Genomic DNA, 18,421 nt, shown 5'->3' with positions numbered 1-18,421 from the left:
AAGGAGAAAGAGATGGCGGACGCCGAACTCGAACGCAAATCGTGGGAACAACCCACGGACGCGAGCTTTGCCCAATGGTTGGACAGCCGCGTCGCGCGCCTGGAAACGCGTCGTTATGACTGGGACGCGCTGAAGTTCCAGGCCGACTACGACCCGAAATATCGCCGCGCGCAAATGCGCTATGTCGGCACGGGCGGTACGGGCGTCGCGAAGGATATGAACACGGTGCCCGCGGGCGGCTTCACGTTCTCGACGATGGTGATCCCGGCCGGCAACATCGGTCCGAGCCATATTCATATGGATGTCGAAGAAATCTTCTTCGTGCTGCGCGGCAAGATGAAAGTGATCTGCGAGAAAGACGGCGAAACGTGGGAAGCCGTGCTCGGCGAACGCGATCTGATTTCGGTGCCGCCGGGCGTGTATCGCACGGAAGTGAACATCGGCGAAGAAGACGCGTTGATGTGCGTGATGCTTGGCGCAGCCAAGCCGATCACGCCGACGTATCCGCCGGATTCGCCGCTGGCCAAGCTCAAGCGCTAAGCCCTCAACGTCGCTTTGAAATCACCCGCGAAGGAAATCATGTCCGCAGTCCCGTCCGCTACCGTCGATCAGAACGCTACGCTCGAAGCGCGCCTTGCACGCTTTCCCGCGCAGCAGGTCTGGCTGGCATCGCAACGCGCGGTGAGCTATCGCGATGCGGATAGCGCCGAAGGCGAAGCTTTGCCTTTGGTGCTGCTTCACGGTATCGGGTCGGGCGCGGCTTCGTGGGTGCAGCAGTTTGAAATGCTGGGTCAGACGCGCCGCGTGCTGGCGTGGGATGCGCCGGGGTATGGCGCGTCCACATCGGTAGAGGCGAGTTCGCCTGCTGCCGGCGATTACGCAACGGTATTGAAGGAATGGCTCGACGCGCTCGGCATCGAACGCTGTGTGCTGCTGGGTCATTCGCTCGGCGCGATTATCGCAGGTGCGTTCGCTGGGGCGAATCCGCAGCGCGTGGCCGGTTTGCTGTTGTTGTCGCCTGCGGGCGGTTATGGCGCGGCATCCGCTGAAGTGCGCGAAACCAAACGCGACCAACGCCTCGCGATGATTGCCGAAATGGGTCCGCAAGGTCTCGCCGAAAAGCGCAGCACCAATATGTTGTCTGCCCACGCGAGTGACGAAGCGCGCGCATGGGTGCGCTGGAACATGTCGCGCGTGATTCCGCACGGCTACGCCCAGGCGACGCATCTGCTCGCCAACGCCGATCTTGCCAGCGATCTCGCGCGCAATAGAGGCCGCATCAACATTGCGGTTGGCGCAGACGACACCATCACGACACCCGAAGCCTGTGAGCAACTCGCGCAGGCCGCCGGCACCCCATTGCAGGTCGTGCCACGCGCGGGGCATGCCGGTTATATCGAAGCACCCGCCGCGTACACCGCGATCATCGACACGTTCTGCCGCGCGAGCGACGGACAACGGAGCCAATGAATGACGCCCGACACGATTAGCGCCGAGCGCGACGCGGACGACGACCGCAACGACACCAGCAGCGAGATCAGCTATCGCGTGCCGGGTCTGGAACGCGGTCTGAAGATTCTGACGGAGTTCTCGCCACGCGAGCCGGTTCTCGGCGCACCGGAATTATCGAAGCGCCTGAAGATTCCCCGCACGACGGTGTTCCGTCTGCTGCAAACCCTCGAATCGCTCGGCTTTCTCGAGCGTGCCGATAAGGACCGCAACTATCGCCTCGGGGTCGCGGTGCTGCGGCTCGGGTTCGAATATCTGAGCTCGCTTGAATTGACGGACCTCGGTTTGCCCATCATCGAAGCACTGCGCGACGACACCGGTTTGACGAGCCACATCGTGATTCGCGACGGACGTGACGTCGTATTCGTCGCCAAAGCGCAAAGCCACGCGCCGATTTTCAGCTCGGTGAAGGTGAACGTCGGCACCCGTCTGCCGGCCTACGCGACGACGCACGGCCAGGTGCTGATGGGCGACATGACGCTGGACGATTTGAAAAAGCTCTATCCCGAGCCAGAGCTCGAACGCTTCACGAAACAAACGCCCGCCACGATCGACGACCTGTACGAACGCATTTGCGATGACGCCAAGCGCGGCTTTGCGATCAGCGAGTCGTCATTCGAACGGGGCATTTCGGTGGTGAGCGCGCCGGTGCGTAACGACACGGGCCGCATCGTCGCCGTAATTACGACGACGATTCCGCGCCATGAGATCGACGCGTCGTTGCTCGATAGCGGACTGATCGACAAGGTTCGCCGTGCAGCCGACGAACTCTCGCAGCGGCTCAACTATCGGCCGAAGGGTAGCGCGAACGCGGGCACGAAATACATGAAGGCACTGGGGCTCAAATGATTCAATTCGACTTGACCGGGCAGGTAGCGGTGGTGACGGGCGGCTCGTCCGGCATCGGCCTCGCAACTGCCGAACTGTTTCTGCGAGCAGGCGCCTCGGTTGCGATCTGCGGACGCGACGCTGAACGCCTCGCGCAAGCGGAAGCGGCGTTGAAGGCGCAGTTTCCCGACACGCAACTGTTGGCACAAACCTGCGACGTGCTCGACGCCGACGAAGTGAACGCATTCGCGCAAGCGGTGCAAACACGCTTCGGCCGCACCGACATGCTGGTGAACAACGCGGGCCAGGGTCGCGTATCGACCTTCGCCGACACCACCGACGACGCCTGGCGCGAAGAACTCGACCTGAAGTACTTCAGCGTAATCCGCCCGACCCGCGCATTCCTGCCGATGCTGCGCGACGCATCAAACCCGGCCGTGGTTTGCGTGAACTCGCTGCTCGCACTGCAACCGGAGCAGCATATGGTGGCGACTTCGTCGGCCCGTGCCGGCGTGCTGAGCCTCATCAAATCGCTTGCGGTCGAACTCGCGCCACAACGCATTCGCGTGAATTCGATTCTGATCGGCATCGTCGAATCGGGCCAATGGCGCCGCCGTTACGCGAAAGAAGCGCAGCCGGGCCAGAGCTGGGAAGACTGGACCGCCGAACTGGCACGCAAGAAAAACATTCCGCTGGGCCGCTTCGGTCGCCCCGAAGAAGCCGCACAAGCGCTCTTTTACCTGGCTACGACGCTGTCGTCCTATACGACTGGCAGTCACATCGATGTTTCTGGAGGCGTTGCACGACATGTCTAACAAAACCACGGTTGGCGAACTGATCGCCGCTTTTCTCGAGCAATGCGGCGTTCAAACCGCATTTGGCGTGATCTCGATCCACAACATGCCGATTCTCGACGCGATCCACAATCGCGGCAAGATTCGCTACGTCGGCGCACGTGGTGAAGCGGGTGCGGTGAACATGGCCGATGGTCTGGCGCGTGTTTCCGGCGGCCTCGGTGTTGCATTCACCAGCACCGGCACGGCAGCGGGTAATGCAGCCGGCGCGATGGTCGAAGCACTGACCGCGGGCACCGCGTTGCTGCACGTCACTGGCCAGATCGAAACTGAATACCTCGACCAGGACCTTGCGTATATCCACGAAGCGCCGGATCAATTGTCGATGCTGTCGTCGATCTCGAAGGCCGCGTTCCGCGTGCGCTCGGTCGAAACCGCGCTGCCGACGATCCGCGAAGCCGTACGTGTCGCGCAAACCGCGCCGAGCGGTCCGGTCAGCGTCGAAATCCCGATCGACATTCAAGCAGCGGAAATCGAATGGCCTGCCGATCTGGCGGCGCCGCACGTCACGACGCTTACGCATTGCAGCAAGCGCGTCGCGCAACTCGCGGATCAGTTGGCGAATGCGAAGCGGCCCTTGTTGTGGCTCGGCGGCGGCACGCGTCACGCCCGTGCTGCGGTTGAGCGTCTCGTGGCGTTGGGCTTCGGTGTCGTGACCAGCGTGCAAGGCCGTGGCGTGCTGCCGGAAGATCATCCGGCGACGCTCGGCGCGTTCAACGTGCATTCGGCAGTCGAGAGCTTCTACAAGACGTGCGACGCGCTGGTGGTGGTCGGCTCGCGTCTGCGTGGCAATGAAACACTGAAATACAAGCTCGCGCTGCCGCAACCGCTGTATCGCATCGACGCTGACGCACTCGCCGACAACCGAGGCTATCGCAACGACATGTTCATCCATGGCGATGCATCGGCTGTGCTCGAAGAACTGGCGACGCTGCTGGAAGGCCGTATGAAGGTCGATCCGACGTTTGCTCAGGACCTGGCTGCCGCACGAGAAAGCGCAGTCGCCGATGTGGGCAAGGGCCTCGGCCCGTACAAGCGCCTCGTCGACGCACTGCAACAGGCTGTGGGCCGCGACTACAACTGGGTGCGCGACGTCACGATCTCGAACAGCACGTGGGGCAACCGCATGCTGAAGATTTTCTCGCCGCGCGCCGGCGTTCATGCACTCGGTGGCGGTATCGGCCAGGGCATGCAGATGGGTATCGGCGCAGCACTTGCCGGCAATGCAGCGAAGACCGTCTGCCTGGTCGGCGACGGCGGCCTGATGGTCAACGTCGGCGAACTCGCGACGGCCGTGCAGGAAAACGCCAACGTCATGATCGTGCTGATGAACGACCAGTGCTATGGCGTGATCCGCAACATTCAGGACGCGCAATACGGCGGCCGCCGCTGCTACGTCGATCTGCACCAGCCCGATTTCGCGCAGTTCTGCGAAAGCCTGAAGCTCACGCACTACCGCATCAAGTCGCTCGACCAGGCCGACGAAATCATCCGCGCAGGGTTCGCGAAGACCGGTCCAGTATTGGTCGAAGTGGACATGCTGTCGGTCGGCTCGTTCGCCACCGCGTTCGCGGGCCCGCCGGTCAAGGAACAGGAGCCGGAACATGCGTGAGACCGGCTACGCGGGGCATCACGCGCCCGTCGACGTCGCAATGATCGGCTTCGGCGCGATCGGCCAGGCGGTGTATCGCTCGGTCGAGTCGGATCCGACGGTGCGCGTGTCGCACGTGATCGTGCCGGAACGCCATATGGCGTCGGTGCGTGAAGTGGTGGGCGCGTCGGTCGATGTGGTGGCGTCGGTGTCCGCGTTGAGCAGCCAGCCGCATTTCGCGCTGGAATGCGCGGGACACAGCGCACTGGTCGATCACGTGGTGCCCTTGCTGAAAGCCGGTACGGATTGTGCTGTCGCGTCGATCGGTGCGCTGTCCGACATGATGCTGCTGGACATGCTGTCCGATGCGGCCGATGAAGGCGATGCGACGTTGACCTTGCTATCAGGCGCGATCGGCGGCGTAGATGCACTGGCGGCGGCCAAGCTCGGCGGCCTCGACGAAGTGCTGTACACCGGCCGCAAGCCGCCTACGGGCTGGCGCGGCACGCCCGCGGAACAGGTCTGCAATCTGCACACGCTGACTGAAGAGAGGGTGATTTTCGAAGGCAGCGCACGCGAAGCGGCGCGCCTGTATCCGAAGAACGCCAACGTCGCCGCAACGATCGCGCTTGCCGGCCTGGGTCTCGATCACACCACGGTCCGCCTGATCGCCGATCCGAACGTGTCGCGCAATGTGCACCGCATCGTGGCGCGCGGCGCATTCGGCGAGATGTCGCTGGAAATGTGCGGCAAGCCGCTACCGGACAACCCCAAGACGTCCGCGCTGACCGCATACAGCGCGATTCGTGCATTACGCAATCGCGCGGCCCGCTGCGTGATTTAAGACATTAGCTGATTAGCTGAAGCAAACCGGAACGACCGACATGACTCACTTCGATACCAGCCTTGTGCCCACCGGCGATATTTTCATCGGCGGCGAATGGCGGCAAGGGCGTGGCAACCCGTACAAAAGCCTGTATCCGGCGGATCAGTCGGTCAACATGGAAATCTCGACGGCCAATGCCGACGACGCCCGCGAAGCCGTGGAAGCCGCGGATATCGCATGGCGCCGCGCGGATTGGTCGGGTCTGAAGCCGCATCAACGCGCGCTGATTCTGTACCGCATCGCCGACCTGATCATGGCGCGTCACGAAGCGCTCGCGCAATTGCAGCGTCGCGACAACGGCAAACCGATCGCTGAAACACGCGTGCTGGTGGCGAGTGCGGCGAACACGTTCCGCTATTTCGCGGCCTGCCTCGAAACGCTCGATGAAGAAGTGACGCCCTCGCGTGGCGACTATCTGACGATGAGCATTTACGAGCCGATCGGTGTGATCGCGGCGATTACGCCGTGGAATTCACCGATTGCTTCGGACGCGCAAAAGCTCGCGCCGGCACTGGCAGGCGGCAACGCAGTCGTACTGAAGCCGGCGGAGGTCACGCCGTTGGTCTCTTTGGCGCTGGCTCGCATCTGCGAAGAAGCGGGTGTGCCGAAGGGTGTTATCAGTGTGGTGCCGGGTAAAGGCTCGGTGATCGGCGACGTGCTGGTGCGCCATCCGTTGGTGAAGAAAGTGTCGTTCACGGGCGGCACCGAAGTGGGCCGTGGGATCGCGCGCATCGCTGCGGACAAGCTGATGCCGGTGTCGCTGGAACTCGGCGGCAAGTCGCCAACCATCGTGTTCGACGACGCCGATCTCGATCACGCGGTGAACGGCGTGCTGTACGGCATTTTCAGTTCGTCGGGCGAGGCGTGCATCGCGGGCTCGCGCCTGTTCGTGCAGCGCTCGATTTACGACGCGTTCATGAAGCGTCTCGCTGAAGGCGCTCGCAAGTTGCGCGTCGGCGATCCGTCGCGCACTGAAACGCAGATGGGTCCGCTCATTACCGCAGCGCATCGCGAAACCGTCGAACGTTACGTCGCATTGGGTCTGGAAGAGGGCGGCCGCCTGCTGTGCGGCGGAGAACGTCCGGTCGGCGATGGCCGCGAAGCAGGCACCTACTTTCAGCCGACGATTCTCGAAGGCCTCACGAACGACGCCCGCATTTGCCAAGAAGAAATCTTCGGCCCGGTGCTGGTCGCGATGCCCTTCGACGACGAAGCATCGCTGATGAAAGAAGCGAACAATAGTGTGTTCGGCCTCGCCGCCGGCATCTGGACGCGCGATTACAAACGCGCCTACCGGATCGCCCGCGCGCTCGAAACCGGCACCGTGTGGATCAACACCTACAAGCTGTTCTCGATTTCGACGCCGTTTAGCGGCTGGAAGGAGAGCGGCATGGGACGCGAGAAAGGCCGCCTCGGCATCCGCGAATACATGCAACAGAAGAGCCTCTACTGGGGCTTGAACGACGCGCCGCTGGCGTGGGCGAACTAATACGCAAGAGGCACGGTATGACGATTCTCGGTATTGAACAGATTATTTACGGCGTGACGGACCTCGCCACCTGCCAGCGGTTTTTCGCGGACTGGGGCTTGAAGGAAGTCGCGCACGACGAAACACACGCACGCTTCGAAACGCTGAACGGTTGCACGATTCTCGCCGTCGATGCGAACGACCCGTCGCTGCCGCCTGCATTCGAAGAAGGTCCGACGCTGCGTGAAGTGACCTGGGGCGTGGCAACGAAAGCCGAACTCGACGAACTGCGCGGTCGCTTTGCCGGTCAGCCGGGCCACTTCGAAACCGAAGACGCGGTTGGATGTATCGATCCGAATGGTATGGCGATTCGCGTCGAAGTGACTCGCAAGCGTGCGCTCGATATTCACGGTTCGCCGTCGAACGTTTGGGGCCAGACACTGCGCGTCGATCAACCGTCGCCGATTTACGAACGTGCCGAACCTGTTGAAGTGGGTCACGTCGTGTTCTTCACGAATCAACTTGCGGAACAGGAAAAGTTCTATCAGGAACTGCTCGGCTTTGAAATGTCGGACCGCTATCCGGGCCGCGGCGCATTCATGCGCTGCGCGCCGCACGGCGGCCACCACGACATCTTTTTGCTGGCGTTGCCGGGCGGTAAGCGCGGCCTGAATCACGTCGCGTTCACTGTGCGCGATATCCACGAAGTGTTTGGCGGCGGCATGCATGTCAGCCGTTGCGGTTGGGATACGCAACTCGGTCCGGGGCGTCATCCGGTGTCGTCGGCGTACTTCTGGTACTTCCAGAATCCGGCTGGCGGCCTGATCGAGTACTACGCCGACGAAGATCAACTCACGCCCGAATGGCAGCCGCGCGATTTTGAACCGGGTCCGACCGTGTTCGCCGAATGGGCGATCGACGGCGGCATCGATGGCAATACACGTCGCCAGAAAAACGCGAAGGCGCCGGAAGGCAAGTTCATGACGGAGCGGAAAAATGACTGACGCTGCTGCTGCAAAGGCTCAAGCCGCGCATGCCGGACTCGAAGCGCCGCGCACGATTGTCGTGATCGGCGGTGGTCAGGCGGCGGGTTGGGTCGTGAAGACGTTGCGCAAGGAAGGCTTTGACGGCCGCCTTGTGATGATCGCCGATGAGATCCACCTGCCGTACGAACGGCCGCCGCTGTCGAAGGCTGTGCTCGCGGGTGAAGCGGATATCGAAACCGTGCGCCTCGTGAAGCCCGACGATTTCGAGGCACTGAACATCGAAGCGTGGCAGCCGGATACCGCGACCTCGATCGACCGCGAGCAGCGCATCGTCCGCGCGCAGTCGGGCCGTGAAGTGCAATACGACCGTCTCGTGATCGCTACGGGTGGCGCGGCGCGCCGTTTGCCGGAATCGTTGGTGAAGACCTCGCACATTACCTATCTGCGTACGCTCGACGAAGCCGTCGCGCTCGGCGAACGGCTGCGCGCAAGCAAGCGCGTGCTGGTGATCGGCGGTGGGTGGATCGGTCTCGAAGTCGCAGCGACTGCGCGCAAGCTCGGTGTCGAAGCGACGGTGGTGGAGGGCGCGCGGCGTCTGTGCGCTCGCTCGTTGCCGCCGATGGTGTCCGACTTCCTGCTGCAATTGCATCGTGCGAACGGCGTGGATGTGCGTTTGAACGCCTCGCTCGTGTCGATCGCGGATCATCCGAACGACGCCAATCGCGTTCGTGCAACGTTCGCTGATGGTTCCACATTGGACGCCGACTTTGCGGTCGCCGGCATTGGCCTCACACCGCATACTGCACTGGCGGAAGCAGCGGGCATCAAGGTGGAAGACGGCATCGTCGTCGACCATTTCGGCGCAACCGATGATCCGCGCATCTTTGCGTGTGGCGATGTCGCAAACCATCCGAGCGCGTGGTTGAAGCGCCGCGTGCGGCTCGAATCGTGGGCCAACGCGCAGAACCAGGCGATCTCGGCGGCAAAGGCTTTGCTCGGCAATTTCGAACCGTATGCGGACATTCCGTGGTTCTGGTCCGATCAATACGACGTCAATCTGCAAATTCTCGGCGACATTCCGGCCGATGCGCAACTCGCAGTACGCGGTGATTTGCCGGGCAAACACGCCACGCTATTTCATCTGGAAGACGGCGCGATTCGCGGCGTGATCGCCATCAACACGCCACGCGAGCTGAAATTGTCACGCAAGTGGATGAACCAGGGCCGAACCATCGACCTTGCCACCCTGACCGACGCCTCAACGGCGCTTGCCTAACCACACTACGGACGGCACCACGGCATGAGAACCATCGACAACACCATGGGGGACCGCAGCAGCGCCGGTGTCTCAGGCCCCGTGACCCGGGGCTCGATCATCGCGCGGCTCGAGCGCTTGCCGAAGAATGCGATGCAGGTGCGCGCGCGCATACTGATCGGTCTCGCGACGTTTTTCGACGGCTTCGACGTGATCGCGATCGCGGCCACGCTGCCGATCCTGATTGCGAAGTGGCATCTGACGCCGTGGGAAATCGGCTTTTTGATTGGCTCCGGTTCGGTCGGGCAGTTGATCGGCGCGTTTGTGTTTCCGTGGTACGCGGAGCGCAAGGGTCGCGTGAAGGCGATTGCATTGAGCTCGGGGATCATCGGCATTACGAGTATTGCGTGCGGTTTTGCGCCGACCTTCGCGGTGTTTGTCGCGTTGCGTGTGATTCAAGGTTTAGGGCTGGGTGGCGAGTTGCCGGTCGCTGCGACTTACATCAACGAGATCAGCCGTGCGCATGGCCGTGGCCGTTTCGTGCTGTTGTATGAAATCGTTTTCCCGGTTGGCCTGCTTGCGTCGAACGCGTTGGGTGCGTGGATCGTGCCGCGTTTCGGTTGGCAAGCGATGTATTTCATCGGCGGCATGCCGTTGATTCTGTTCTTCGTGCTGCGCAAGCTGGTGCCGGAATCGCCGCGCTGGCTCGCCGAACGCGAACGGATGGCCGAAGCCGATGTCGCCGTGCATGCTTTCGAGCGCGCTGTGAAAGGTCCGATTCCGCCGGTTACCAATTCGGCCGAGTTCGACGCGATGGCCAATCGTCATCCGAAGCGCCGCATGGGCGATCTGTTCGGCCCGGCCTATCTGAAGCGCACGATGGCTGTGGCGATGCTGTGGATTACGTGCGGCTTCATTCAATACGGTCTGTCGACCTGGCTGCCGACGATCTATCGCACGGTTTATCACGCGCCGCTGCAACTGGCGTTGAATCTGGCGGTGGCGGCTTCGGTGCTGGGCGTGGTGGGGTCCCTGACCTGTGCGTTGCTGGTCGACAAGGTGGGGCGTAAGCCGATCATCAATTTGTCGTTCGTGGCGTGCGCGCTGTCGCTGTTGCTGGCGGGTGTGTTTCACGACTCGTCGGTGTACGTGGTGGCGACGTGCTGCGCGTTCGCGCTCGGTTTCCTCGCTTGCGGTTTCATCACGGCTTATGTGTACACGCCGGAGTTGTATCCGACCAGCATCCGCGCGATGGGCTGCGGTGTCGGCGGCGCGTGGTTGAAGGTGGCGGCGATCTTCGCACCGGCAATCGTGTCGAAGACGATGATCGGCGGCAATCTGCAAGTGGCGTTTTATATTCTCGCGGCCGTGCCGTTCATTGCGGCGATTGCGGTGCACTTTCTTGGTATTGAGACCAAGGGCAAGGTGCTGGAGCAGCTCGAGGCTTGATGCTTTTTGGGGTGATGAGTTTGGTGGGCGGTTGATGTAGTACCGCAATGGCAGGGAGACGAAGGGCACACCGGGTGGTGCGCCTTTTGTTTTTGGGGGCGTGAGGTTTGCCGCTACGCGTGGCTTTGCGCTGCACGTGGGTGGCGGCGCGGAGAGGGGAGGCGAACGCTTGCTAGGCGAGCTTTTTGTTCGACGTCACAACGCCTTGCGGTACACCACGAAGCCGGAATGCTCGGCGACCTTGTCGTACAGCTTCATCGCCGTGTGATTCGTCTCATGCGTTTGCCAGTAAACCCGCTGCAAACCGTCAGCCTTGGCCCGCGCATACACCGCTTCGATCAACGCACGGCCGACACCTTTACCGCGCTCCGCCTCCAGCGTGTAGAGATCTTGCAGGTAACAGGTCGGCGCCACCATGGTGGTGTGACGGTGATACAGGAAGTGCACGAGACCCAGCAACTGGCCGTTGCGCTCGGCGACCATTGCGTGCATCGGCTCGTAGCTGTCGAAGAAACGCCCCCACGTGACCTGTGTGATCTCGCGCGGCAATGCCGTTTCGCCCGAGCGGCCGTAGAACGCGTTGTAGGCGTCCCACAGCGGCAGCCAAGCGTCGAAGTCGGCGGGTGTGGCGGGGCGGATTTGAATCGCTTCGGACATGGGTGTGGCTCCTTGTTTGCTTATGGTTGCGGGCGAGCGGATCGCCGCCGCTAAGGTTGAGTCGAACAGGCATAGACGGCCGCGCAAACCGTCAGCATAAGAAATTTGTGGCACCATTGTTAGCTCCACAATGCGATCAGAATTTGGAGCCACGAATTTGGACTACGGCCTGTTGATGTCAAACGTCGAGCGCGCAATGGGTGGGCGCAAGCTCACGCAGCAGGACTTGCTCTACGAGAGTCTGCGCCGCGCGATTCTCGATGGCGATATCCGCCACGGCAGCCGTCTTCTCGCCACGCGAGCGCTCGCCGAACAATTGGGCATTGCGCGCAACTCGGTGCTCTACGCCTACGAGCGCCTCACCGACGAGGGTTTCATCACGGCGAGCCGGCATGGTTCCATCGTCAGCATGGTGAGCGGTTCGGGTGCTTCGATCTCCGCAGCAAGCGGCAGCGTGCAGACGCCTGAAAGCCGCCTGTCGCGCCGCGTCTCCAATCTGCCGCGCGAGCGAACGAGCCCCGACGATCCCACGCCGTTTCGTCCCGGCGTGCCCGCGCTCGATGAATTCCCGCTCGCGCAATGGCGTGCTTCGATGGAGCGCGCATGGCGCTCCGTCAAGCCGAGCGAACTTGGCTATGGCAATAACTCGGGACACCCCGCGTTGCGTCGCTCAATTGCGGAATACGTACGCGTGTCGCGCGGCGTGCGGTGTTCGCCGGAGCAGGTGTTCATCACCTCGGGCACGCAGGCGAGTCTCGATCTATGTGCCTGCATACTGGCGGACCCCGGCGACAGTATCTGGGTGGAGGACCCCGGCTATCACGGCGCGAAGGCTGCGTTTCAGGCCGCCGGTTTGCAACTGGTGCCGATTCCCGTCGATGCCGCCGGCATGGCGCCGACGCCTGATCACTGGGAACAGACGCCGCCGCGCCTGATGTACATCACGCCCTCGCATCAATATCCGCTCGGCAGCGTGCTGAGTCTGGAGCGGCGCTGGTCGATCATCGAGAACGCAGTCGCGCGCGGTGCGTGGATCATCGAAGACGACTACGACAGCGAACTGCGCCACAGCGGTCCGCCGTTGCCGTCGATTCAGGGCCTCGCGGCCGACACGCCGGTGATTTACCTCGGCACGTTCAGCAAGACGATGTTTCCGGCGCTGCGTATGGGCTTCATGGTGGTGCCGGCGCATCTCGTCGCGGCCATCGGCGAGGCGCTCAGCGAAATCGCACGCCAAGGGCGCGTGGCGGAACAGATTGCGTTGGCGGATTTCATCGACAGCGGGAAATACGCGCGGCATCTGCGGCGCATGCGGCGTCTTTATCAGCAGCGCCGCAGCGCATTGGTGAATGCGATCGAGCGGCATATGGGCGACCTGGTGACGGTCTCGTCGGACGAAGGCGGCATGCATCTGACCGTGCGGCTCGATGCGCCGCTGCGCGACCAGGACGTGAGCGTCGCGACACGCGAGCACGGCTTGCATATCGCCGCGCTGAGCGCGTTCTGCCAGCCACCTGCTAAAGACGCCGCGCGCTACAACGGCTTCATGCTGGGCTATGCAGGTATCAAACCGCACGAAGCGGACGCGCTGGTGGCGCGGCTCGCCGCCGTCGTGCGCGGCCTGGACCGCGAACGCCAATTGTTGTGAAGAAAGCAGGCTAGACCGTTTCCGCTCTGAGCCAATGCGCGAGCGTGACGTCGTCATCGGTATCCAGCGCTTGTGCGATCCGGCGCCCGACTGCCGCGCCGAATTTATAGCCGTGGCCCGAGCATGCCGATACGACTAGCGAGTTGCCGATACGCTTCGAAAAGAAGCGGTTGTCCGCAGTGAACGTGTAGGCGCAGGTTTTTATTTCGGTAACCGTATATTCGTCGATGCGGCTGAACGGCGGTGAAAACAACCGGCGCAGACGGTCGCCTTCCCCGGGCGACGCGACACGATTGGCATCCGGATCAGGCGCAGGTGATTTGTGCACGCCAGCGCCGAACTTCAGCCCGATGCCGTCGATGGGCGGCAGCACGTAAGCGCCGCTATCGCCACCAATATCGACGATTGCGGGCGCATTCGACCAGGCGTCCTCCAGATCCGCGGGCGGCTCCATATAAGCGACCGCGTTGCGATAAGTCATCAGATTTTCGGCGAGCGCGGGGAGCAGTTGCAGTGTCCACGCACCGGCGGTGACCACGAGCCGGTCGGCACGAATGACGGTGTCGTCCTCGGTCCGCACGGAGGCTGCGTGTGCATCGACAGTGAGCACCTTGGCGTGGGTGCGAATCTCCGCGCCGCGCATCTTGAGCCATGCTTTCATGTCGTGTGCGATGCGTTCGCTAAACAACGCACCGCCATCGTGATCGAGGTAAGCGTAGCGAAAGGTGGCGGGATCGAGAAACGGATAGCGCTCGGCCGCATCAAGCGGGTCGAGCCGCTCATAGTCGAATTTCATCCGGTCGAGGCCGGTGCGGAATAGCTCGGCGCCATCGCCTGCGCGTTGCGAAATGCCGAGCACGCCGCAATTCGCATAGTGGGATACGCCCAGGTCATTCCACAGCAGATCCCAGCTATCGAACGCTTCGGCGATGGTGCGCGCGTAACCGTCGGCATCGCCATAGGCGCGACGCATCATGCGATGCCGGTCGCCCGAGGCGGCGAGTGGATTGGGAATCGAGCTCTGCTCGATCAGCGTGATGTCGTGTCCCAGCTTCGTGAGCGACCATGCTGTGCTCAAGCCGGCAATACCCGCGCCTACGATTGTCACCCGCATGCCATCTTCCCCCCAGACGATGTATCCGGGTCAGAGTCTAGCAGTGCGAAAAATAAATCGGTACGCGTTCTGGCGAATCGCCATGCGAGCCAGCGGGGTCGATCCGGAGTGCTATCAAGCAGGCGGTGGTCTCCGCGCGCCGCCGTATCAGTGTTTGTGTTTCGACGTATGGCGCAGTTTGTCGCGTACTTTCTTCGCGGCGAACAGCGGCACGTAATCGAATACACGCGCTTCGTGCCGGTAGTCGGCGAGTGTGTCCGCATACATCTTCGAGACCGTTTCTGTGGGCGTGTCGGTTTCCTCTGCGATGCTTCTCACCACTTCGTCGACATTAGGCTCGGGTTGGGACATAGATATCTCCGGGGCAGGCGGGGTTGACAGGCGGGGTGATCGGGAACGGGCGCGCACGACAGGAGTTTCATTAGAGGATGCGATCGGCCGCGATGCCAATTGAATCAATCTATCGTATGAAGCGTTCCACAGAGATTTTTGTCTTGCACTGCAGCAAGCGCCAGCACCACGCGGTGAGGCGAGAAATCAATGTGTATGCCGGTGATGAATATCTGGGAAATGCGCGTGCGCATGCGTGATCGGCGCATGGGAATGCGGATGCGTGTGCGGCTCGTCGCCGTCCCACGCGAAATCATGCTCGTGCTGGTGATGCGCGTCGTGCCGATGGCGATGCGTGTGGTCCAGCGGATGGTGCGTGTGCGGATGCTCGTGACGTTCCCGGATGTGCAGCCAGACACCCAGCGTCATCAGGGCGGCGGCCACCCAGAACAGCGGCGGCGGCATCTCCGGCCATAGCAGCCACGACAAGGTCACGCCAAATAGCGGCGCGACGGAGAAATAAGCACCGGTACGCGCGGTGCCGAGATTGCGCAGCGCGACGACGAACAGCACGAGACTCACGCCGTAGCCCGCGAACCCCGTCAGCATGGCGAGCGCGATAGTCGCGGCCTTAGGCCATGCGGCGCCAAGGGTGAGCGCGAGCGTCACGTTGACCGAACCGGCCACGAGACCTTTTATGCAGGCAATGAACATGGCGTCGTGAGTCGACACCTTGCGTGTGAGATTGTTGTCGACTGCCCAGCATGCGCAGGCGCCGATCAGCAGCAGCGTGCCGGGCGGCAGGCCGGCCGCGCCCGGCTGCCACGACAATGCCACGCCGCCCGCAACGATCGCGGCCATGCCCAGGAACACCTGAATGTCGACGTTCTCGCGAAACACGATCCACGCGATCAGCGCGGTGAATACGCCTTCGAGATTCAGCAGCAGCGAACCGGTGGCGGCCGGCGTCGTCTTCAGACCCAGCATCAACAGCGCCGGCCCCGCGACGCCGCCAGCCACGATTGCACCGGCGAGCCACGGTACTTCGCGCAGCGGGAAATGGTTGTGACTGACCGGTTGCCCGTCTGCGTGACCTTTCAGGCGGCGCGCCAGAATCACGGCGGCTAGGCCGGCACCGCTGCCGAGATAGAACAGTCCGGCCAGCAGAAACGGCGACAGCGAGCCGAGCAGCGCCTTGGCGAGCGGCGTGGTCGCGCCGAACAGGGCGGCGGCGAGCAGCGCGGTGAAAGCTGCGTTGAAGCGGGTAGGCATGAGCGGACACTTCGGCGGGTGTGGGCGTTGCCGACACGATACCGCTATTGGGCCGCGCACGCCTGCGCTCTGCTGAACAGGCGTTCGGACTGGAATCCCGCCCGCGCGCATCCATCTGGCCCCGTCGAACGTAATACGCTTATTACCGCTACGTTCGAGGCCATCACCATGCGGTGTTTCGTCTGTGCCGCCGCATCCGATCGCGCCCTTACCGCGTATAACCCGCATCGCTTTCGAACGAGAAACCCATGCCGCCACTTGTCGCCGCCGCGATCGCCCTGCTGGGGCTCGTCGTGATCTTCAGCGCCGTCTGGGTATGGCAATTGAAGACCGGGAACGCCGGCATGGTCGACCCGGTCTGGGCCTTTTCGCTCGGCCTGGTTGCGGTGCTCTACGCCGTGCTCAGCAATGGCGACCCGGCGTCGCGTGCACTGACTGCGCTGGGCGGTCTGGTTTGGGGCGCGCGGCTCGGTACGCATCTGTGGAAACGCAATTACGGCAAGCCTGAAGACGCGCGCTATCGCCGCTTCCGCGAAGAATGGGGCGACAAGGCAGCCAGCAAGATGTTCTGGTTTTTCCAGGTGCAAGTCGTGGTCTCGATGCTGCTTTCGATTGCATTTCTGGTGCCGTCGTACCGGAGCGGCCCACCGGCCGGCGGCTGGATCGTGCTGGCGGTCGTGGTGTGGATCGTCTCGGTATCCGGCGAAGGTATCGCGGACCGGCAGCTAAAACGCTTTGCGCAAGACCCGGCCAATCACAACACCGTGTGCCGTGTCGGTTTGTGGCGCTATTCGCGGCATCCGAATTACTTCTTTGAATGCGTGCATTGGGTCGCTTACATCGCGCTGTCGATCGACACGCCCTGGGGTTGGTTCACGTTGTTGCCGCCGGCGCTGATGGCGTTTTTGCTGCTGAAGCTCTCCGGCATCCCACTGCTCGAAGAAAGCATGGCTAAACGGCGTGCCGGTTACGCGGAGTACATGCGCACGACCAGCGCGTTGATTCCGTGGCCGCCGCGGCATTGAGATGAGCTAGCCAAGGCGCGCGCGAATGTTCAGAAAAGTCCAGAGCGAACGATAGGGAGTCAGCCTCATGAGCCTTTCCACCACCGACCATACGATGCCACCGCCGTCACCCGCTGAACCGTGCGGCGGCTGGCTGATCCTGGGCTGCGAACGCGGCTGGCTGCCCGACAGCCTGATCCGCTTCGGCATGCGTCAACTGATGCGCCAGCGCTTGCGCGACGAAGCGATCGACAACGGCGAGTTGCGCGCGCAACGGCTCACCCGTCTGCTGGACGACTTGCGCGCGAGTCCGATTGCCGTCGAAACGCAAGCGGCCAACACGCAGCATTACGAGGTGCCGGCGTCGTTCTTCCATGCGCATCTCGGACCGCATCTAAAGTATTCATGCTGTTTGTACCCAACTGGCAACGAGACGCTCGCGCAAGCCGAAATGGCGATGCTCGAGCGTTACGCCGAACCCGCGGAACTGGCCGACGGTCAGCGGATTCTCGATCTCGGTTGCGGGTGGGGCTCGTTGTCGTTGTGGCTGGCAGCGCGTTATCCGCGCGCACAGATCGTCGCGCTGTCGAATTCGCATGGGCAGCGCGTATTCATCGAAGCGCGTGCGGCGGAACGCGGCTTGCACAACCTTTCGGTGGTCACGGGCAATGTCGTCGATTTCGAGTTCGACGAAGCGCAGCTTGGCGGCGGTTTCGATCGTGTGATGTCGATCGAGATGTTCGAGCATATGAAGAACTACGGGCTGCTGCTCGCCAAGATTTCACGCTGGATGCGCGATGAGGCGAAGCTGTTCGTGCATATCTTCGTGCATCGCACGCTTGCATATCACTTTCAGGTGCAGGACGGCAGTGACTGGATGTCGAAGTACTTTTTCACCGGTGGCACGATGCCCTCTGAAGCGCTCCTGTTGAACTTTCAGGACGATCTGCGGATGGAGCGTCAGTGGTGGGCGAGCGGCACGCATTACGAACTCACGGCGAATCATTGGCTCGCCGCCCTCGATACGGCACGTGACCGGGTGATGCCGATGCTGGTCGATACGTATGGTGCGCGCGATGCGGCTGTGTGGCTTCAGCGCTGGCGGATGTTCTACATGGCCGTGGCCGAGTTGTTCGGCTACGCGAATGGGAACGAGTGGGGCGTGGGACACTATCGGTTTGTGAAGCGCTAAACTAAATCCCGACCCACGCCTTGGTATGACCGCAAGGAAACCTATTTTACTGAACGCGTTATTGCAGGACATTCGCGCCTGTACGATATGCGCGCCGGTGCTGCCGCATGCGCCGCGGCCCGTCGTTGTGGCGTCTACCGATTCGCGCATTCTGATCATCGGCCAGGCGCCCGGTGCGCGCGTGCATGCTTCGGGCATTCCATGGAGCGATGCAAGTGGCGCACGTTTGCGCAACTGGCTTGAAGTCTCCGACGAGACTTTCTACGACGCTCTCGAGAAACATCGCATGGAAGTACGGGTGGTTTTCAGGCCGTTTTCGTGTCGGGAATGATCTGGAAACCAAGCGCGGACGCGCGGCGTCTGAGCGCCGCGATGCTG

The 18,421-nt window shown here is 62.4% G+C and carries 17 protein-coding genes and 1 pseudogene; 14 read left to right on the top strand and 4 right to left on the bottom strand.

Going from position 1 to position 18,421, the window contains the following annotated elements; all coding sequences use genetic code 11:
• Positions 1-12 precede the first annotated feature (12 nt).
• The 10 genes from KHO31_RS37475 to KHO31_RS37430 are packed head-to-tail and all read left to right on the top strand — an operon-like array spanning position 13 to position 10,826.
• Positions 13-540: a cupin domain-containing protein gene (locus tag KHO31_RS37475; protein ID WP_201081326.1), complete on the top strand. Its 528-nt coding sequence runs from the start codon at positions 13-15 to the stop codon at positions 538-540.
• A gap of 39 nt (positions 541-579) precedes the next feature.
• Positions 580-1,470 carry an alpha/beta fold hydrolase gene (locus tag KHO31_RS37470; RefSeq protein WP_211625858.1) on the top strand — a complete coding sequence of 297 codons (891 nt, stop codon included), beginning with the start codon at positions 580-582 and terminating at the stop codon, positions 1,468-1,470.
• On the top strand, positions 1,471-2,358 hold the full coding sequence (locus KHO31_RS37465; RefSeq protein WP_201081330.1) for an IclR family transcriptional regulator: 888 nt from the start codon (positions 1,471-1,473) through the stop codon (positions 2,356-2,358). It begins immediately after the preceding gene.
• Positions 2,355-3,152, top strand: a complete 798-nt coding sequence (locus KHO31_RS37460; RefSeq protein WP_201081332.1) for an SDR family oxidoreductase — start codon at positions 2,355-2,357, stop codon at positions 3,150-3,152. Before KHO31_RS37465 ends, KHO31_RS37460 begins: the two co-directional genes overlap by 4 nt.
• A complete protein-coding gene (locus KHO31_RS37455) occupies positions 3,145-4,803 on the top strand; it encodes a thiamine pyrophosphate-binding protein (protein WP_201081334.1) in 1,659 nt (552 codons plus the stop codon). The genes KHO31_RS37460 and KHO31_RS37455 overlap by 8 nt, the downstream gene beginning before the upstream one ends.
• A complete protein-coding gene (locus KHO31_RS37450) occupies positions 4,796-5,626 on the top strand; it encodes an aspartate dehydrogenase (protein ID WP_211625856.1) in 831 nt (276 codons plus the stop codon). The genes KHO31_RS37455 and KHO31_RS37450 overlap by 8 nt, the downstream gene beginning before the upstream one ends.
• A 40-nt stretch (positions 5,627-5,666) precedes the next feature.
• Positions 5,667-7,157, top strand: a complete 1,491-nt coding sequence (locus KHO31_RS37445) for an aldehyde dehydrogenase (RefSeq protein WP_211625848.1) — start codon at positions 5,667-5,669, stop codon at positions 7,155-7,157.
• 17 nt (positions 7,158-7,174) lie between these two features.
• Positions 7,175-8,140, top strand: a complete 966-nt coding sequence (locus KHO31_RS37440) for a VOC family protein (RefSeq protein ID WP_201081339.1) — start codon at positions 7,175-7,177, stop codon at positions 8,138-8,140.
• Positions 8,133-9,398 (top strand): NAD(P)/FAD-dependent oxidoreductase, encoded by a 1,266-nt coding sequence (locus KHO31_RS37435; protein WP_211625846.1) that lies wholly within the window; start codon positions 8,133-8,135, stop codon positions 9,396-9,398. Before KHO31_RS37440 ends, KHO31_RS37435 begins: the two co-directional genes overlap by 8 nt.
• Before the next feature lie 24 nt (positions 9,399-9,422).
• Complete coding sequence (locus KHO31_RS37430; RefSeq protein ID WP_201081344.1) at positions 9,423-10,826, top strand: MFS transporter; 1,404 nt, start codon at positions 9,423-9,425, stop codon at positions 10,824-10,826.
• Positions 10,827-11,021: 195 nt separating this feature from the next.
• Here KHO31_RS37430 and KHO31_RS37425 read toward each other — a convergent pair whose 3' ends face one another.
• The gene (locus KHO31_RS37425) at positions 11,022-11,483 is read right to left on the bottom strand and encodes a GNAT family N-acetyltransferase (protein WP_211625844.1); all 462 of its coding nucleotides are present in this window, start codon (positions 11,481-11,483) and stop codon (positions 11,022-11,024) included.
• A 157-nt stretch (positions 11,484-11,640) separates the two neighbouring features.
• On the opposite strand from KHO31_RS37425, the gene pdxR reads away from it, so the two are divergent.
• Positions 11,641-13,131, top strand: coding sequence for a MocR-like pyridoxine biosynthesis transcription factor PdxR (gene pdxR, locus KHO31_RS37420; protein WP_201081361.1), 1,491 nt, complete (start codon positions 11,641-11,643; stop codon positions 13,129-13,131).
• A gap of 10 nt (positions 13,132-13,141) precedes the next feature.
• Here the strand turns inward: pdxR and KHO31_RS37415 are convergent, their stop codons facing one another.
• The 3 genes from KHO31_RS37415 to KHO31_RS37405 form a co-directional block, all read right to left on the bottom strand.
• Positions 13,142-14,245, bottom strand: coding sequence for an NAD(P)/FAD-dependent oxidoreductase (locus KHO31_RS37415; RefSeq protein WP_211625842.1), 1,104 nt, complete (start codon positions 14,243-14,245; stop codon positions 13,142-13,144).
• Between the two features lie 147 nt (positions 14,246-14,392).
• Positions 14,393-14,596, bottom strand: a complete 204-nt coding sequence (locus KHO31_RS37410; protein WP_028195916.1) for a DUF3562 domain-containing protein — start codon at positions 14,594-14,596, stop codon at positions 14,393-14,395.
• Between the two features lie 186 nt (positions 14,597-14,782).
• On the bottom strand, positions 14,783-15,847 hold the full coding sequence (locus tag KHO31_RS37405; RefSeq protein ID WP_201081365.1) for a DMT family transporter: 1,065 nt from the start codon (positions 15,845-15,847) through the stop codon (positions 14,783-14,785).
• A gap of 248 nt (positions 15,848-16,095) precedes the next feature.
• Here KHO31_RS37405 and KHO31_RS37400 point away from each other — a divergent pair, with 248 nt between their 5' ends.
• The 3 genes and pseudogenes from KHO31_RS37400 to KHO31_RS37390 form a co-directional block, all read left to right on the top strand.
• Positions 16,096-16,872 (top strand): DUF1295 domain-containing protein, encoded by a 777-nt coding sequence (locus KHO31_RS37400; RefSeq protein WP_211625840.1) that lies wholly within the window; start codon positions 16,096-16,098, stop codon positions 16,870-16,872.
• Between the two features lie 67 nt (positions 16,873-16,939).
• Positions 16,940-18,043: an SAM-dependent methyltransferase gene (locus KHO31_RS37395; protein ID WP_211625838.1), complete on the top strand. Its 1,104-nt coding sequence runs from the start codon at positions 16,940-16,942 to the stop codon at positions 18,041-18,043.
• A gap of 25 nt (positions 18,044-18,068) precedes the next feature.
• A pseudogene (locus tag KHO31_RS37390) lies at positions 18,069-18,311 on the top strand (uracil-DNA glycosylase family protein); the annotation flags it as partial.
• Positions 18,312-18,421 lie beyond the last annotated feature (110 nt).

The sequence above is a fragment of the Paraburkholderia domus genome (assembly GCF_905220705.1).
Classification (GTDB): domain Bacteria; phylum Pseudomonadota; class Gammaproteobacteria; order Burkholderiales; family Burkholderiaceae; genus Paraburkholderia; species Paraburkholderia domus.
Note: the sequence above shows the minus strand (reverse complement) of the source record. Positions and strands in the feature narration are given on the sequence as shown.